At 74.3% G+C, this 16,057-nt stretch carries 12 protein-coding genes; 7 read left to right on the forward strand and 5 right to left on the reverse strand.

The window, feature by feature from the left end:
* The first annotated feature begins 24 nt into the window (after positions 1–24).
* The gene (locus ACZ6TV_RS14730) at positions 25–894 is read left to right on the forward strand and encodes a hypothetical protein (protein WP_465297672.1); all 870 of its coding nucleotides are present in this window, start codon (positions 25–27) and stop codon (positions 892–894) included.
* On the opposite strand, the gene ACZ6TV_RS14735 is transcribed toward ACZ6TV_RS14730, so the two are convergent.
* The 4 genes from ACZ6TV_RS14735 to ACZ6TV_RS14750 are packed head-to-tail and all read right to left on the reverse strand — an operon-like array spanning position 865 to position 2,952.
* Complete coding sequence (locus tag ACZ6TV_RS14735) at positions 865–1,101, reverse strand: ATP-binding protein (RefSeq protein WP_465297673.1); 237 nt, start codon at positions 1,099–1,101, stop codon at positions 865–867. The genes ACZ6TV_RS14730 and ACZ6TV_RS14735 overlap by 30 nt on opposite strands.
* A gap of 25 nt (positions 1,102–1,126) precedes the next feature.
* Entirely contained in the window at positions 1,127–1,354 is a 228-nt protein-coding gene (locus tag ACZ6TV_RS14740; protein ID WP_465297674.1) for a hypothetical protein, read from the reverse strand.
* A gap of 26 nt (positions 1,355–1,380) precedes the next feature.
* The gene (locus tag ACZ6TV_RS14745) at positions 1,381–2,451 is read right to left on the reverse strand and encodes a CHASE3 domain-containing protein (protein ID WP_465297675.1); all 1,071 of its coding nucleotides are present in this window, start codon (positions 2,449–2,451) and stop codon (positions 1,381–1,383) included.
* Positions 2,452–2,502: 51 nt separating this feature from the next.
* Positions 2,503–2,952, reverse strand: a complete 450-nt coding sequence (locus ACZ6TV_RS14750; RefSeq protein ID WP_465297676.1) for a class F sortase — start codon at positions 2,950–2,952, stop codon at positions 2,503–2,505.
* 309 nt (positions 2,953–3,261) lie between these two features.
* On the opposite strand from ACZ6TV_RS14750, the gene ACZ6TV_RS14755 reads away from it, so the two are divergent.
* The 6 genes from ACZ6TV_RS14755 (at position 3,262) to ACZ6TV_RS14780 (ending at position 12,748) form a co-directional block, all read left to right on the forward strand.
* Positions 3,262–3,765, forward strand: coding sequence for a DinB family protein (locus tag ACZ6TV_RS14755; RefSeq protein ID WP_465297677.1), 504 nt, complete (start codon positions 3,262–3,264; stop codon positions 3,763–3,765).
* A 137-nt stretch (positions 3,766–3,902) separates the two neighbouring features.
* Positions 3,903–4,682 (forward strand): hypothetical protein, encoded by a 780-nt coding sequence (locus ACZ6TV_RS14760; RefSeq protein ID WP_465297678.1) that lies wholly within the window; start codon positions 3,903–3,905, stop codon positions 4,680–4,682.
* 37 nt (positions 4,683–4,719) lie between these two features.
* Positions 4,720–6,483, forward strand: a complete 1,764-nt coding sequence (locus ACZ6TV_RS14765) for a hypothetical protein (protein WP_465297679.1) — start codon at positions 4,720–4,722, stop codon at positions 6,481–6,483.
* 90 nt (positions 6,484–6,573) lie between these two features.
* Positions 6,574–6,960 carry a hypothetical protein gene (locus ACZ6TV_RS14770; RefSeq protein ID WP_465297680.1) on the forward strand — a complete coding sequence of 129 codons (387 nt, stop codon included), beginning with the start codon at positions 6,574–6,576 and terminating at the stop codon, positions 6,958–6,960.
* 24 nt (positions 6,961–6,984) lie between these two features.
* Positions 6,985–10,632 carry a BTAD domain-containing putative transcriptional regulator gene (locus tag ACZ6TV_RS14775; RefSeq protein ID WP_465297681.1) on the forward strand — a complete coding sequence of 1,216 codons (3,648 nt, stop codon included), beginning with the start codon at positions 6,985–6,987 and terminating at the stop codon, positions 10,630–10,632.
* A gap of 67 nt (positions 10,633–10,699) precedes the next feature.
* Positions 10,700–12,748: a caspase, EACC1-associated type gene (locus ACZ6TV_RS14780; RefSeq protein ID WP_465297682.1), complete on the forward strand. Its 2,049-nt coding sequence runs from the start codon at positions 10,700–10,702 to the stop codon at positions 12,746–12,748.
* 47 nt (positions 12,749–12,795) lie between these two features.
* Here the strand turns inward: ACZ6TV_RS14780 and ACZ6TV_RS14785 are convergent, their stop codons facing one another.
* The gene (locus tag ACZ6TV_RS14785; RefSeq protein ID WP_465297683.1) at positions 12,796–15,720 is read right to left on the reverse strand and encodes a glycoside hydrolase family 48 protein; all 2,925 of its coding nucleotides are present in this window, start codon (positions 15,718–15,720) and stop codon (positions 12,796–12,798) included.
* Positions 15,721–16,057 lie beyond the last annotated feature (337 nt).

Consider the following 16,057-nt stretch of genomic DNA (forward strand, 5'->3'; position numbering starts at 1 on the left):
ACAATTGCCACTAGAGTCGCGCTCATGACGACCCTGACAGGGCGGTTGAGCGGACACCCGGCGGCCGCGACGCTGTGGCTCGCGGCGGCGGGCGTGCTGGTCGCGGCGGCGACGGTCGCGCGGCACGTCGGGTTCGACGTCCTGCGGCAGCGCGCCGAGGTCATGGTCGCGGTCGTGGCCGTCCTCGTGCTGCTCGCCGCGATCCCGGTCGGCCCCGCGGCGGCACACAGCGGCCGGGCGGCCGTCGTCCGGGCGGCGGTCGGGTGCGTGGTCGCGCTCGAGACGCTCGGCGTGGCCCAGGTGCTCCGGGTCGTCCCGCCGATCACCCACGACGGGGCACCCCGCACCGGCGACGCCACGACGGTCCTCGCCGTGTGGGCCGGGCTGCTCGGGCTCGTCCTGCTCGCGACGGTCCGCGCGACCAGCCGCCGCACCGGCGACCTGCCGGGCGTCGCGATGGCGGCCGCGTGCGGCTTCGCGGGCGGCGCGGCGTGGCTCGCGGCGGCGGCGCTGCTGCCCGGGGTCGCGTCCAGCACCGTGCCCGCCCTCCTCGCCATGACGGCCGTCGCCGGCGTGGCCGTGCACCGCCTCGCACGCCGCGGCGGTACGGCGACCGGCAGCGCGAACGGCGGTGCGAACGGCAGCGCGACCCTCGTCGTGGCAGCGGTCGCGGCGATGGTCACCGCGACCGTCGTGGCCGCCGCGATCGACGGGCTCCTCCCGCTCGGCCACGCCTGGATCCGCAACAGCGCGCCGCCGTGGCAGAGCGGGGCGCGGCTCGTCGATCCTGCCGGACTGCTCGTCATCGCCGGGGCGCTGGCCCTGGTGGTGGTGCTCGGCGCTGGGCGTACACCGGCGGCGGCCTCAGGAAGGGACCGGCTGGGCGACGCGTGACGGCGGCGGGGTGACCCTGGCACGGGCGCCGCAGCCGGGGTTGTCCGACGCGGTGATCCTGCCGCCGTGGCGGGCCACGACGCGCTGGCGGATCGCCGGGCCCGGACCCGTGTTGCGGTCGCCGGGACCGCGGCACGACGGGTCGGACAACCGGCCGCGCGGGTCGGCGCGGATGCCGGTGCCCCGGTCCGCGACCACGAGGCCCACGCGACGATCCGGGCCGCGTGGTCCATCACACGGCGCGGCGGGCGGGCCGGCCGGCAGCGTCTGGTCCGGCTCGCAGCCCCGTCCGCCGGCGAGACGCGGACGTCCGCGTCGGCGGCGTGTGCCGCAGCGCGTCGCCGATCAGGATGTCCAGCAGCAGCCCGTGTACGGCAACGGCGGGCGACAGGCCGGTGACCAGCGCGGCCACGTCCACCGGGGCGGGTTCGAGGGCGGCGTCGCGGGCGGTGGCGTACACAGGCGGATCCTCCCTTGACGGCGACCTCATCCGTGAGGATCTCGGCGCACGTCGTCGGTGGCGAGCGCGGCCAGGTCGGCGTCCCGCTCCCGCAGCTCGGTGACGTCGCGGCCGGTGGTGACCCAGCCCGCCCCGCCGGACAGCGGCCGGGCGTCGACGACCAAGCACCGGTCGCCGGCGGTGACCTGCCGCCCGGACACGGGCCGGCGGACCGCGGTGAGGCCCAGTCGGCGCGCCGCCCGGTTGCCGTGCACGACCCGGCCCTGCGCGTCGGTGGTGAGGACGGCGACGTCGATGCCGTCCAGGACCTCGTCGAAATACGCCTTCTGCGCCGCGACCTCGCCCGCCGCGTCGAACCCGGCGTTCAACGCGGTGCCGAGCCGCCGCACCTCGGCCGGCCCCTCCACGACGGCCCGCGCGTCGTGGTCGCCGGCCGCCCGCCGGTCGACGGTGTCCTGCAGCCGGGCCAGGGGCGCGAGCAGCATCCGTTTCGCCGCCAGGTAGATGCGCAGCGCGACCAGCACCGGCAGCAACGCCAGCAGCGCGAGCGCCACCTCCAGGAGGCCGCTGGCCCGGTGGTACGCCGCCGTCGCCGCCGCCCCCGCCTCCTCGACGGCGGTGCCCACGGCCGTGTTCGCCGCCCGGACCGCGTCGAACAGCTCCTTGCCCCGGACACTGCGGTCCGCGTCGAGGCCGGGCCGCCCGGCGGGCAGGGCACTGATCGGCAACGCGACCTGCGCCAGCCACCGCTGCGCCGCCTGGTCCTGGTCGCGGACGAGGACCCGGGTCCGGTCGTCCGGGGCGGTGCGCAGCGCCTCGGCGTGGGCCCGCGGGTAGCTCGCGGCGCCGGCCCGGAACGGCTCGAGGAACAGCGGGTCGCCGGTCAGCTGATAGCCGCGGACACCGGTCTCGATGTCGGTGAGGTCCTGCAGGACCCGCTGGTTGGCCCGCTGCGCCTCGGCGAGGTCGCGCAGCTGCGCGTCGTACACGCCGGTCAGGTAATGCCCCGCGAAGAACCTGGCGGCGCCGACGGACAACAGGACGACAAGCAGCCAGACGAACTGCCGGCGCAGCGTGACCGCGATCGGTTTCGGCACCCGTGATTCCCCCGCCGCGTCGCCCCCCAGGCACCGTCAACGCTAGCCGTTTCAGGACCGCAGGACGGCCCAGACGACGACATTGTCGCGGTAGTGCCCGGTCCTGGCGTCGAACTCCCCGCCGCACGTGATCAGCCGCAGCCCGGCGTGGTCGATCGGGCCGTACACCGCACCGGTCGGGAACCGGTCCTTCGGATACCGCCCGGACGTCGTCACCGCGAACACCGCGACGCTGCCGTCCAGCCGCTCCACCCGCACCTCGTCACCGGCGACGAGCGTGGCGAGCCGCGCGAACGCCCCGGGCCGCCCCTTCCAGTCGACGTGCCCGGCGAGGACGGCGGGCCCGCGCGACCCCGGCGTCGGCCCTCCCGCGAACCAGCCGACCGTGGCCGCGTCGTCGGGCACCTCCATCGTCCCGTCCGGCAGGAGGCCGAGCTCGACGAGGTCGCTGCCCACCCGCAGCCGTGGGATCGACACCCGCAACGGCGGCGAGCCGTCCATCACGTTGGCGGACGCGGCAGATGTACGAGGCCCGCCTCCCGCCACAAAAGATCGCGCCGCACCCGGCCCGGTGCCCGCCGGTGCAGTGCCCGGCCGATCCGGTGACACCGGCACGGTGGCAGGTGCGGGCACCCCGCCCGCCCGGCTCAGCCCGCCCGCGGCCAGGACCAGCGCCACCGCGAACCCAGCCGCCGTCGTCCGTCGCACACCCGTATTCGTGACCCGCCCCGGACCAGCCGAAACGTGGCAACGGCCGGGCCGCGGCGAAACCCGGGGGAAAGTGTCGTACCGGGCTGTTATGGTGCGCGCGTGACGATTCGGGTGCCTTACCTGGGCGATGAGAAGCAGAGCCTGCACGCCAGTCTCGACCGCCACCGCGACGTGGTCCTGTGGAAGCTCGACGGCCTGGACGACGAGCAGCTGCGCCGGCCGATGACCCCGTCCGGCAGCACGATGCTGGGCCTGGTCAAGCACCTCGCCGCCGTCGAATACAGCTGGTTCTGCGACACGTTCGCCCGCGACCACGAGCCCCTGCCGTTCCGCGACGACGACCCCGAGGCCGACCTGCGCGTCGAGCCAGGCGAGCCGACGGCCGACGTGCTCGCCTTCTATGCCCGCGCCCGCACCGCCTGCGACGCCGTCATCGAATCCCTGTCCGTCGAGGACACGGGCACCGCCTGGTATGGCGAGACGGTCACCCTCCGCTGGGTCCTGATCCACATGATCGAGGAGACCGCCCGCCACACCGGCCACCTCGACATCCTCCGAGAGCTCCTCGACGGCACCACAGGCGACCACCGCCCCGACGAGTGACCCCCGCCGCCCCGTGTCGCTGACCGACTGAGGTCACCACCTGGGGATGGCGGACGCCGAGCTGTGCTGTCCGGGGTGGTGGTTCTCCGGACAGTTTCCGGACGTCCGGTCGCGTATTCGCCGCTTACGATTTTCTGGTGTCCACACCGGCCGCTCTGGCGGCGTTCGCCGAACATCTCCGTGGCTGCCGGCGGCTGGCGGGGGAGCCTTCGCTGCGTGAGCTGGAGCGGCTGACCCGGCAGGCGGGGCGGCCGTATCCGCGGGCCACCATCGACGACAAGCTGCAGGGCCGGACCGTGCCCGACTGGGGGTTCGTGGCGGCGTTCGTCGCCGCGTGCCACCGCAACGCCGGCGGCACCGGGGACCTCGACCTCGCGCACTGGCGCAAGGAGCACGTGCGGATGCTCGCCGAGCTGGCCCGGCACCGACAGGAGCGCCGCCGTCCGCCGGGCGGGGACGATCAGGGGCCGTTGGCGGTCACCGTCAAGCTGCACGACGTCGGGTACGTCGTCACCCGCGGGCCGGACGGTCCGGAGGAGGTGCCGGGCAGCGGGCACCGCGTGCGGCTGATCGTCGAGGCGCCCAGGATGCCGGCCGTGGTCCTCGACGCGCTGCGGCCGGTGGTCCTCGCGCGGCGCGAGCCGTCCGGCGACTTCAACCCGCACCTCGGCAGCCTGCAGGTCCGGCAGTTCGACCTGTTCCTCGACGAGCCCGAGCCGTGCCTGCGCCGGCACGACGGCGGCGACGACTTCCCGTTCAAGGTCAGCCCCGTTGATCCGGAGGTGTTCGACATGGTCGTACACACGCGGACCGGCGACGTCGAATGGGTCCTCGACCTGGAGTGGACGTGCGCGGGGCGCAGCGGCGTGCGGCGCGTCGACCTCGGCGGTCACCCCTTCCGCACCATCGCCCACTGAAACCACGCGGACCACGAGCGCGACGAAACGGAGCACGATGACAGGCAGCGGCGGCGGTCAGGTCTGGGCCGCGCAGATCCTCACCCGGCCCGTCCCGCGGAGCCTTCCGGCGGCCGGCGGGGAGCAGCCGCCGTTCCAGGCGGAGCTGTCCTCCCGCTCGCACGTCACGTTCGTGCGGTCCCCGGGCTCCGACGTCGGGCCGCGGCCGGTGCACACGCCGGTCACCGGGCACAACCTGTTCCTCGACCTGGCCGCGGGCGGCGCCGGCGCGCCCGTGCTGCGGTCGCTGGCGGTGGAGGAGATCGGCGCCGGGCCGCTGCTCGCGGACGGCACCAGCTTCGCGATGCCCCGCGGCCCGGACCTGGTCCTCGGTGCCGCCCTCGAGCCGGTGGACGGACGTGCCGTCGACGCGTTCGAGCCGCTGGAGATCCCGCAGTACGAGGTGCTGCTCCTGCGCGGGATGCCGGCGCTGGTGCGGCCCGCCCGGGACGCGTACGGCCGCCGCCTGCGCCCCCAACCGGCCGGCGGGGCCGGTCGCGTGGTCCTGGCGGTCGTCACCGACGAGCCCGACGCCCTGCACTGGCGGCTGACCGCCGAGGTCATCCAGGGTGGCCGGACCTGGCGGCTGGCGTGGGACCTGGTCGTCACCGCCCGGCCCGTCATGCGCAAGTTCGTGCCCGGCGGCAACGGCCCCGTCGACGTACCGGTCCACGAACGGTTCCCGCAGCACTGGGTGCCGCGCTGGCCGGCCGCGTCCGTCCCGCTGCCGCGCGACGAGGACCCGGTCCGGCTCCCCGCGGTGCGGCAGGTGGGCAGGGTCGTGGCCGCCGACGGGGCGCTGACCGTCACCGTCGACGAGTGCGAGGTCCCGCACGACCCGGACGGGTTCCCGGGCCTGCCCGCCGGCAGCCGCCTGTGGGTGTACAGCTCCGCCGGCCTGGCGTCCGTGGGCCTCACCGAGGTGACCGCCGCGGTCCTGTGCACCGGCGACGCGCCGCAGGACCCGGTGCACAGCGAACTGGTGGACCTGATCATCGGCATGTACTCGGCCGCCCTCCACCAGGGCTGGCGGTTCGCCGTCGGTGACGTCCTCGGGTTCCCCCGGCCGATGGTCATCGGCCGGGCCGAGGTCGCCGGGGCGCTGATCGCCCACGCCGCGGGCGACGCCGCCTGGTTCCCGGCCGGGTGGCCGCCGCTGCTGCTGGTCCTGCTGTTCGAAGGGGAGCGGGAGATCGCCGGTCCGCACGGGCGGGGGCGGGTGCTCGGCAGCCTCGCCGCCAGCCAGGGCTGCTTCCCGTACCCGTGGTGGTTCGACCCGGACCGGGCCCCGGTCGTCGACCTGGCCCGCTACGAGGGCTCGACGATCCTCGGCGACGTCGCGACGGCCGTGCACGAGGGCGTGCTCATCGCCGACGGGCCGGGCGACGTCACCATGATCGTCGACAACGACCAGCGGGCCGCCGTCGCCGGGATCTGGCAGCAGGTGCCGACGAGGTTCGCGCTGATCCCGCGGTACACGACGATGACCGGACGGATCCGGGTGTGGACGCCGGGTCAGAGCGAGCCGCGCGAGATCGTCGCCGAGCGGCCCCGCTCGAAGAACCAGGCCGGCGTGCACTTCGTGCTGTTCATCCTGGGCGGCGACGCGGTGACGGTCGACCAGCTGGAGGACGGCTACGTCGTCGGCCTGCCGGAGCGCGACTGGCACGCGATGGGCGCCCACCTGCGCTCCGGCACCGGGCGCGAGTGGATCTCCAGCGGCGGCACCCGCCTCAAGCTGCTCTTCACCGGCGGCGGCTGACCGGCGCCCGGCCGGCGCGCGGCGTGATCTGCGGCACGCCGGGCGCCGTGTGGCAAGCCGTTTGCAAGAGCGGCCGGGTTTGCTGGAGGCGTGAAAGAAGCAATGCGGCTGGTGCGGCGCGTGCCGGCCGGGCGGCGCGCCGTGACCCGGCTCGCGCTCGGCGTGTCCGTCGTCGACGAGTTCCTGTTCGACGGCCTCGAGTGGTGGGAGCTCATCGACCCCGCCGACGACGACGAGCAGCCCGCGGCCGCCCTCGCCGCCGTACGCCCCGGCGAGACCATCGTCCGACTGGTCGGTCTCGTGGCGCCGGGCGGACGCTCGGACCTCGCCGTTCAGGTGCTGATCTCGCTGGTGGACGCACTGCGGGCCGGTCCAGCCCGTAGGCTCGTCGCGGCGCCCCTGGCGCACGGCGAGGAGCTGCTCCAGGCGGCCGGCTTCGGACCGTACGACGACGGATCGTTCGCCGTGGAGCTGTGAGCGGTAGCATCAGCCGCAGCGTCGTTGGCCGAGTTGGAGTTCCGGGAGTTTCGCATCCTGCAGATTCGGATCCTGGGCCCGCTCGAAGTCGTCGGGGACGGCGGCCCGGTCGACACCGGCACCCCGAAGCAGCGCGCCGTCCTGGCGATGCTGACGATGCAGCCCGGCCGGACCGTGTCGGTGCAGCGGCTCATCGACGAGCTGTGGGCCGACGAGCCGCCTGAGCGCGCGATCGCCTCCCTGCAGGCGTATGTCTCCCGCCTCCGCCGCGCGCTCGAACCCGGCCGCACCGCCCGCGACCGCTCGACCGTCCTGGTCAGCCGCACCCCCGGGTATCAGCTGATGGTGCCGGCCGACGCCGTCGACGCCGCCCGCTTCGCCGCCGCGGTCGAGCAGGCCCGCACCGGCACCGACCCGGCCGTCTCGCTGCGGGTCCTCACCGACGCGCTGCACCTGTGGCGCGCCGACCCGCTGCCCGAGCTGGGTGACTCGCCGCTCGCCCGCGCCGAACGCAGCCGCCTGCACGAGCTGCGGCTCATCGCCGTGGAGGAGCGGTCCGAGGCGCTCCTGCAGCTCGGCCGGGCCGCGGAGGTCGCCTACCTGAGCGAGAGCGCCCTCGCCGAGGCGCCGTACCGGGAGCGGCTGTGGGGGCAGCTGATGCTCGCGCTGTACCGGTCGGGCCGCCAGGCCGAGGCGCTCGCCGCGTACGGTCGCGCCCGCTCGGGCCTCGTCGACGAGCTCGGCATCGAACCGGGTCCCGCGTTGCAGCAGCTCGAACAGGACATCCTGCGCCAGGCCCCGCACCTGACGGTGCCCGCCGCGCCGACCTCGGGCGCGCCGGTGTCCGGAGCGGCCGGCGCCGCGCCGACCTCGGGTGCGCCGGTGTCCGGAGCGGCCGGCGCCGCGCCGACCTCGGGTGCGCCGGTATCCGGAGCGGGCGGCGCCGCGCCGGCCGGGCCGCCGTCTTCGGCGGGGAGCGGGTCTTCGTCCTCAGCTGGGGGCGTCATATCGGGCGGGCCTCCGTCTTCGCCGGACATTTCGGAAATGTCCGGCGAAGAGCGCGAAGGTCACCGAGGTGTGCTGGCCGCATCGGCAGGATTTGCACCGGCCGCCCCTTCCGCCCAACTTGGTACGGACATTTCCGAAATGTCCGGCAGAGAAAGGCGCGGGTCCGTGAGCGGATCCGGCGTGGGGCCGGACAGCCGTGGAGGACCGGACACGCCCGCCGCCGGACCCGCGAGTGGGACGGCCGCCGGATACGGACCCGCAAGCGCGACGATCACCGCTGGTGACCGGTTCGAGGCGGCCACCGTCGGCGGGCCCGTCGAGGCGAGGGCCGGCGACCGTGACGTGGCCGACGACGGCGGGCTGGTCGGGCGGGACGCGGAGCTGCGCACCGTCCAGGAGCTCCTCGCCGGCACCGCCACCGGCCGCGGCCGGCTGCTGCTGGTGTCCGGCAGTCCCGGCATCGGCAAGTCCGCCCTGCTGCGGGAGCTCGCCGCCCGCGCCGGCGGGCTCGTCGGCACCGGCACCGGCGTCGACGGTGAGGCGCCGCCCGTGTTCCTGCCGTGGGCGCAGATCCTGCGTACCGTCGCCGCCGCGCCCGGTGCGGCCGACGCCCTGGCCGCCGCGTTCGCGCCGTACGGCAACCTGCCCGCCGTCCTCGACCCGACCCTCATCGAGACGCTGCCGCTGCCCGCCGCGGAACGCATCGCGGATCCCGAGCTGGCGAGGTCCCGGCTGTACCAGGGCATCGTCGACGGGCTGTGCCGCCTCGCCGCGCTGCGGCCACTGGTGCTCATCGTCGACGACGCGCACTGGCTGGACGCGCCGTCGACGGTGCTGCTGACCATGTTCGCGAAGGCGGTCCGGCGCAGCGCGGTCCTGCTCGCGGTCGGCTACCGGGAGGCCGAGCTCGCCCCCGAGGCGCCCCTCGCCGGCGCGCTGGGCGAGCTGCTCGCCGACCCGTCGGCGGTGCGGATGCCGCTGCGGGGCCTCGGCGCCGACGGGGTCGCCGCCCTGGCCCGCGACGTCACCGGCGCGGACGTGCCGGACGAGACCGTGGCGATGCTGCTGGACCGCACCGGCGGCAACCCGTTCTTCGTGGTCGAGCTGCTGCGGGTCCTCGTCGCCGAGCACACCCTGGCGCCCGAGCACGTCCCGGTGCGGGTGCAGGAGGTCGTGCGGCGGCGGCTCGCCAAGCTGCCCGGGCAGGTGAACGCCGTCATCGCCGTCGCGTCGGTCCTCGGCCGGGACGTGTCGGTGCCGGTGCTGCGGGAGGTCGTGCAGATCGACGAGCTCGCCCTGTTCGACACGCTGGACACGGCCGTCGTCAGCGGCATCCTGACCGCGACCGACGACCCGGGGCTGCTGCGCTTCTCCCACGACCTGGTCCGGCAGACCGCGTACCTCGACCAGGGCCCGCTGCGCCGGGCGCGGCTGCACGCGCGGGCCGCCCAGGCGCTGCGCGACACGGGCCTCGCCACCGTCGCGGAGCTCGCCGCGCACCTGCGCGCGGCGCTGCCGGTCCTGTCACCGTTCGACGTGGTGCCCGCGCTGGTCGAGGCGGCCGGCGAGGCCTATGACCTGACCGCCCACGAGCAGGCGTCCGCGCTGCTCGAAGAGGCCGTCGGCGTCCTGCACCGGGCGCCGGCGGGGGAGCGCCGCGACGTCACGGAGCTCGATCTTCGGATCCGGCTCGCGTACATGCATCAGGCCACCGACGGCTACCTGGCGCCGTTCGTGACCGCGCAGTACGCCGCGATGGAACCCCTCCTGGTGCGCCTGCGCGGCCGCCCGGTCCTGGACATCCTGCCGGCCCTGTGGGGTTACGCGTCGTTCCACACCGCGGCCGGTGACGTCGCCCGCGGCGTCGCGATGGCGCGGTCGGCGAGCGAGCAGGGCAGCACCGACCCGTGGGCGACGATCGTCGCGGAGGTGCACGAGGGCGCCGCCGCGCTGTCGGTGCTGGACCTGCCGCGCGCCCGCGTGTGCTTCGAGACGGCCCTGGACGCCCTGCCCGGCGGTGAACTGCCGGTCTTCCCGATCGCCAGCTGGGACCCGGTCGTCGGCGCGCAGGCACCCGCCGCGATCGTGTGCGGGATGCTCGGCGACCACGAGGCCGCCGAACGGCACCTGCGGTCCGCCCGGGAGCGCACCGTCCGCGTCGGTGAGCTGTTCCTCGAGATGTACGTCAGCCACTACGCCGCGTGTGTCGCCGCCGACCGCTTCGACGCGCCCGCGACCGCCGCCGCGGCCCGCACCACGCTGCGGCTCGCCGAGCGCGGCGGCCACCTCGAATACCGGGCGATGGCCGCGATCCTGCTCGGCTGGGCCGAGGTCTGCGGCGGCGACGCGGAAGGGCTCGCCAGGATCGCCCGGGGCCGGGACCACCTCGGTGACGCGATGCGCCGCTTCGCCCGTCTCGAGGCCCTCTACGCCGACGCGTGCCTGACCCTGGGCCGCACCGCCGATGCGACCGGTGTCGCCGAGGCGGCGCTGAGCCAGGGGCTGCCGGGCCAGACCGGCTTCGCCGAACCCGACCTGCGCCGGGTCCTCGCGCTCGCCAACCGCGACCCGGGCGACGCCGGGGAGGCCGTCCGGCTGGCCCGCGAACTGCACTACGCGGGCGCCGAGTCCCGCGCGGAAGCCGCCCTCGCCCAGCTGTCGTAACGGCCGTTGTGGACCCGCGCGCAGTCGCTTAGCGTGCATCCATGACTACCAGCGGGCGTGGTCGTTCGTGAGGATCAGGCCGCCGGACCCGGCGCTGTCCAGGGCGGTGCTGATCGGCGCCGGTACATATGAGCACCCCATGCTGCCGGCCCTGCCCGCCGCGACGCGGAACGTCGACGCGCTCGCCCGGCGGCTGGGCCCGCAGTGGTGCACGACGGTGACGGACCCGCACGACGGCCGGGCGGCGCTGCGCGCGATCGGGACGGCGGCGCGCGAGGCGGAGGACGTCCTGCTGGTGTACTACGCCAGCCACGGTCTGCGGCTGGGCGAGGCCGGCGGGTTGTATCTGGCGGTCGGCGGCAGCGAACCCGGCGCGGCGTGGAGCGCGATCGAGTTCGCGCGCGTCGCCGAGATGGTCGACCACAGCGACGCGCCCCTGAAGGTGGTGATCCTGGACTGCTGCTTCAGCGGCCACGCGGCGCGGACGTCCCTGCGCCGGATGTCGGCCGCCGCGGCGGCCGGGACCGACATCACCGGCACCTACGTGATCGCGTCCACGTCACCCACCCGGCCCTCCTACGTCGACGAGACCGCGGAGCACACCGTGTTCACCGGCGCGCTGCTGCGCCAGATCGACGCCGCGGCCCGGCACGACCGGCTGGTGCCGCTGCGGGAGATGTTCGGCGAGGTCCGCGACGAACTGCGGCAGCGGGGATTCCCGGCACCGACCCAGAGCATCTCCGACACCGCGGACCAGCTGGCGCTGTTCTCGGCCGACCGCCGCACCACGGACCCGCCGACCGACCCGCCGACCGACCCGCCGGTGCGCTCACGTTCCGGCGGTGCGCTGGTGATCGGCCTGACGGCCGCGGTCGTCGCCGCGGTCGCCGTGGTGGTCACCGTGGTGGTCGTCTACTCGGCACGGAGCGGCGACGCCGCGACCACCCCGAGACCCGCCGTCAGATGGTCCACGACGTTCCACGACGCGACGGCCACGCTGATCGCCACGACCCCTTCCGTCGTGGTCCGGACGGGTTCGGAGCTCGAGGCGTACCGCCCGGACGACGGCACGAAACTGTGGCGCCTGGAGCTCGGCAAGATCGACGGCGCGGTCGCAGACGGGAACACCGTGTACGCCACGCTGCTCGGCGGCCGGCGCGTCGTGGCGTACGACATCGGCACCGGCGGCGTCCGCTGGAGCAGCGACGATCCCGCGCCGGGCGGACCGGCGGACCTCGTGCCGGCCGGCGACACGCTGCTCGCCGTCCCGCGGGAGCCGGTCCTGGACGACCGGGCGGGCATGGTGGCCCTCGACGTCACCACCGGCACGCGCCGCTGGGCGCGCACCGTCGGCCGCGACGGTGCGTGCGCCGCCGTCGCCGGTGACCTGCTGACCTACACCGGGGGGACCACCCGCACCGCCGTCGACCTGCACACCGGGTCCGTGCGCTGGCGGAGCACCGAACGGGCCGCGCTCAGCTGCGTGCGGCAGGAGGACGTCGTGGTCGCCGCCGGGATGATGATCTCCCCGCGGCGCGAGGCGTTCTCCGGGGACAACCCCGTCGCGCTGGTCGCGTTGCGGCTGACCGACGGCCGGCTGATGTGGGAGCGGGACTCGGCCGGGCGTCCGGTCCTGGCCGCGGACGCCGTCTACTCGTTCCCCGCCAACTGGTACGCGACGGCGCTGGACCCGGCGACCGGCGAGGTCCGCTGGGTCGGCGACGGCACCCGCATGGGCCTCGCCCCGTTGATCGCGGCCGGCGGCGACCACCTGGTCGTCGTCGCGGAAGGCCACGCGGCGGGCCTGCGCCCGGCCGGCGGCAAGCAGCGCTGGCGGACCGAGCTGCCGGCGTACGAGGCATCGGGCCTGCAGGTCGAGGGCGGCGACGCGTACGTCGTGGTGTACCGGTGGGGCACCGGCGGCATGAACAGCGTGCTGGACCTCGACCCGGACACCGGCGCCGTGCGGTGGGCGCTGCCGATCGGCACGAACGAGCTCGTCCGGTCCCGGCGGCCCGGCCGGGACGGCCTGTACGTGCTGACGCAGCGCTATCAAGGGCAGGCCGGCCACAGCAACTTCCGGGACGCCACCCTGGTCGCGTTGCGCAACCCGTGACCGGGGCGGCCACCGCCTCGGGGAACGAGACGGTGGCCGCCGTTGCGCTAGCCGATCAGCAGGCCGTAGTCGGCCATCGCCATGGCGATGTCGGACTGGGCCCAGAAGCGGTGGAACGTGAACGTCGGCGCGGGGCCGGTGCCATTCAGGTACGCCTGGACCGCCGGCCAGTTCGGGTCGTTCTTGTAGAAGGAACGGGTGTCCAGGAACGACTTCCCGGGGGCGATGACGTCACCGTTGGGCATGACGCCGTTGTAGCCGGCCGGGATGTACAGCCCCTGCTGGTTGGACGAGGACCACACGTCGTCGAAGCGGTTGTAGTCGTTGCGGGTCTCCGGGATGCCGACGCCCTTGCTGTCGGTGTGCAGCCAGATGCCGTCGAGCAGCTTCTTCGCCGTGGTCTTCGCCGCGGTGTTGTTCGCCTTCGCGCCGTAGTACGTCAGCAGCCGGGCGTAGGCGGCGGCGATGCCGACGTCCGTGCCGGTGCTGACGACGGTGACGTGCAGGTTGGTGTTCGCGGCCGGCGAGGCCGGGTTCCAGGTCGCCGGCGCGCCGGTCCACTGGAGCGTGTCGGGGATCTTGAAGTCGCCGTTCGCGGTGAACGTCGTGTTCGCGATCGCCCAGGACACCCACTTGTCGAGCATGGCCTTGGCCTTGGCGTCACCGGTCGCGTAGTAGTACTCCGCGACCCGCTCCACCGACCACGCCTGGAAGCCGAACCACTGGTTGGACGGCGGGTCGTGGTAGACCGGCTTCTCGTCGTAGAACATGCCGTAGAACGTCGGCGTGCCCGCGGCGGGAGCCGAGTAGTTGCCGCCGACGCTGTTGGTGGCGCCACCGGCGAACGCGCCCTCCGCGGACTGCAGCCACTGGTAGAACTCGAGCTGCCGGCCGAGGCTGGTCTGCCAGTCACCCTTGGCCGTCGGCGACATCGGCGCGAAGCCGGAGACGTTCGACAGCACGTAGGCCGCCAGGGGGTTCTGGTAGCCCTGGTGGTTGTGGCTGGAGCCGATCCGCCACGACCACTGGCCGCCCGCGTCGCCGCCCCACGCGAAGTACCAGTTCAGCAGGTACGCCGCGGAGTCCTTGCCGGTGCCCGCGGCGCAGCCCGTCGACGTGCAGCCGGGCTTCTTGAAGTACTTGTCGTACATCGCGTACCGCAGGTAGTCGCCCATCTTGGCGGCCTTCTTCACGACCGCCGCCACGTCCGCGGCCTTGCCCTGCGCGGTCGCCCACTGCTGCGCCCAGTACGCGGCCTGGATGGCGCGCGCGTCGGCGTCGGGGGCGTTGGTGTAGCGCCACTGCTTGGCGGGGCTGCCGTCGATGAACAGCGGCAGGAAGCCGCCGTTGGCCTTGGCGCCGAAGCGGAAGTCCTCGCACGACGGGTGGGCGACGGTCTCCCACACCGACTCCTGCGGGCCGCGCTGGTAGGTGTTGATGTACGACACCGTCGAGCCGGCCTGCGGGGTGCACGAGCTGAAGCCATACGTGTTGTCCACGTCGATCAGCCAGTGCATGGCGTACATGTCGGTGTTGCCGTAGGTCGAGGTCAGCTCGCTGTACAGCGGGTCGGCGCCGACCTTGACGGACGAGTCGAGGTGGCCGCCCTGAGACGGGTACAGGCTGGGCTGCCCGGCCTCGGGCGCGTAGTCGGCCGGGTCGTTGGCGTTGTATCCGCCGGTGACCTGGTTGGCGTGGGTCGGGATGATGTACTTCTCCATCGTGTCCCAGGCCTTGTTGAACGGGGCCCAGTCCTGCTTCACGCGGCCGTACTGCGCCTCGAGCCACAGCCAGAAGCTGAACGCCTCCGACGTCGTCTCGTGACCCCAGTCCGGGGCCTCGACCACGAGGGTCTCGATGGAGTGGTAGGGCACGCCCTCCGGCGAGAAGTACCCGGAGCTGTGCAGCTTCTGGTACTGCTCGAGGAACCGCTGGACGTACACGCCGCCGGCGACGTCGTCGTCGCTCTCGTTCGCCGGCACCGACGCCGAGGCCCAACCGGTGGCGGTCAGGTTGATCGTGGCGGCGCCGTTGGTGGTGTCCGCGTCCTGGGCGCCGCTGACGGTGACCGTCTGCGCGGTGTTCCAGTTGGCGGTGGTGAAGACCAGCGAGGTCGGCGAGACGGTGATGTCGGTGTCGCCGGTGCGGGCGACGGCGACCGTGACCGAGGCGCTGGGCGCCTGGTTGAGCTTGACGGACAGCGGCGTGGAGCCGCCCTCCGGCACGGTCAGCGGCGACGGCGCGGCGAGGATCGACGGCCCGACGACCGGGTCGACGAACACCGGCACCGCCGTGGAGGTGGTCACGGCGCCCTTGGAGTCGTACGCCTTGGCCTGCAGCGAGTACGCGGAGGTCTGGGCGGGAACGCCCGTCCAGGAGTAGGCGTAGGGGGCGGTCGTGTCGGTGCCGAGCAGCAGCCCGTCGTGGTAGAACTCGACCTTCGCGATCGAGTCACCGGCGTCCGGGTCCGAGGCGGTGGCGGTGATCGGGATCGTCGCCGGTGCCGTGTAGCGGGTGTTGGCGGCCGGCGCGGTGATCGCCACCGACGGCGCCGCGTTCGGGCCGGTGCAGGCGACCCCGTTGAGCGAGAAGCTCGTCGGGTTGGTGTTCGTGCCGCTGTACCCGGCGTTGAAGCCCGGGTTGACCGTCCCGTTGGTCGGCAGGGCGCCGTTCCACGGGGCGTTGCGGATGCTCGCCGACGTGCCGGTCTGGGAGTAGTCACCGTTCCAGCTCTGCTGGATCTGCTGGTTGCCGGCCCAGGTCCAGGTGACGTTCCAGCTCGTCAGGGGGTCGCCGAGGTTCTTCACGACGAGATCGCCGGTGAAGCCGGTCGGCCACTGGCTGCGGACTGAGTAGACGACCGTACAGCCGGCGGCGGCGTGTGCGGGGCCTGCCGGCATGACGAGCAGCGTGCCGGCGGCCAGGAGGCCGACGGCCGCTGAACGCAGCCAGCGTTGTTTCCGGGTGGTCATGAGTGGGGTGCTCCTCGTGAAAGTTTCTGGGCGGGAAACGGGCACAGGTGAGCGCGGCGGCGTTGGTGCATAAGCCAGTCGCTGCGTGTGCCCCGTCGGCTCCCAGACGCGAGGTGGCGCTGATTCTGGCATGGGAGCGCTCCCGGGACAAGCGCCTCCGATTTCCCCTATGGTCGCGACGGCTATCGATCCACCGGAGGTGATGCCAACCCTTTTCGCGGCTCCCATCGCGAACCAGGGGTGGGGGGGGGGGGGGGGGGGGGGGGGGGGGGGGGGGGGGGGGGGGGGGGGGGGGGGGGGGGGGGGGGGGGGGGGGGGGGGGGAGGGGGGGGGGGGG

It is taken from the genome of Dactylosporangium sp. NPDC051087 (genome assembly GCF_055586325.1).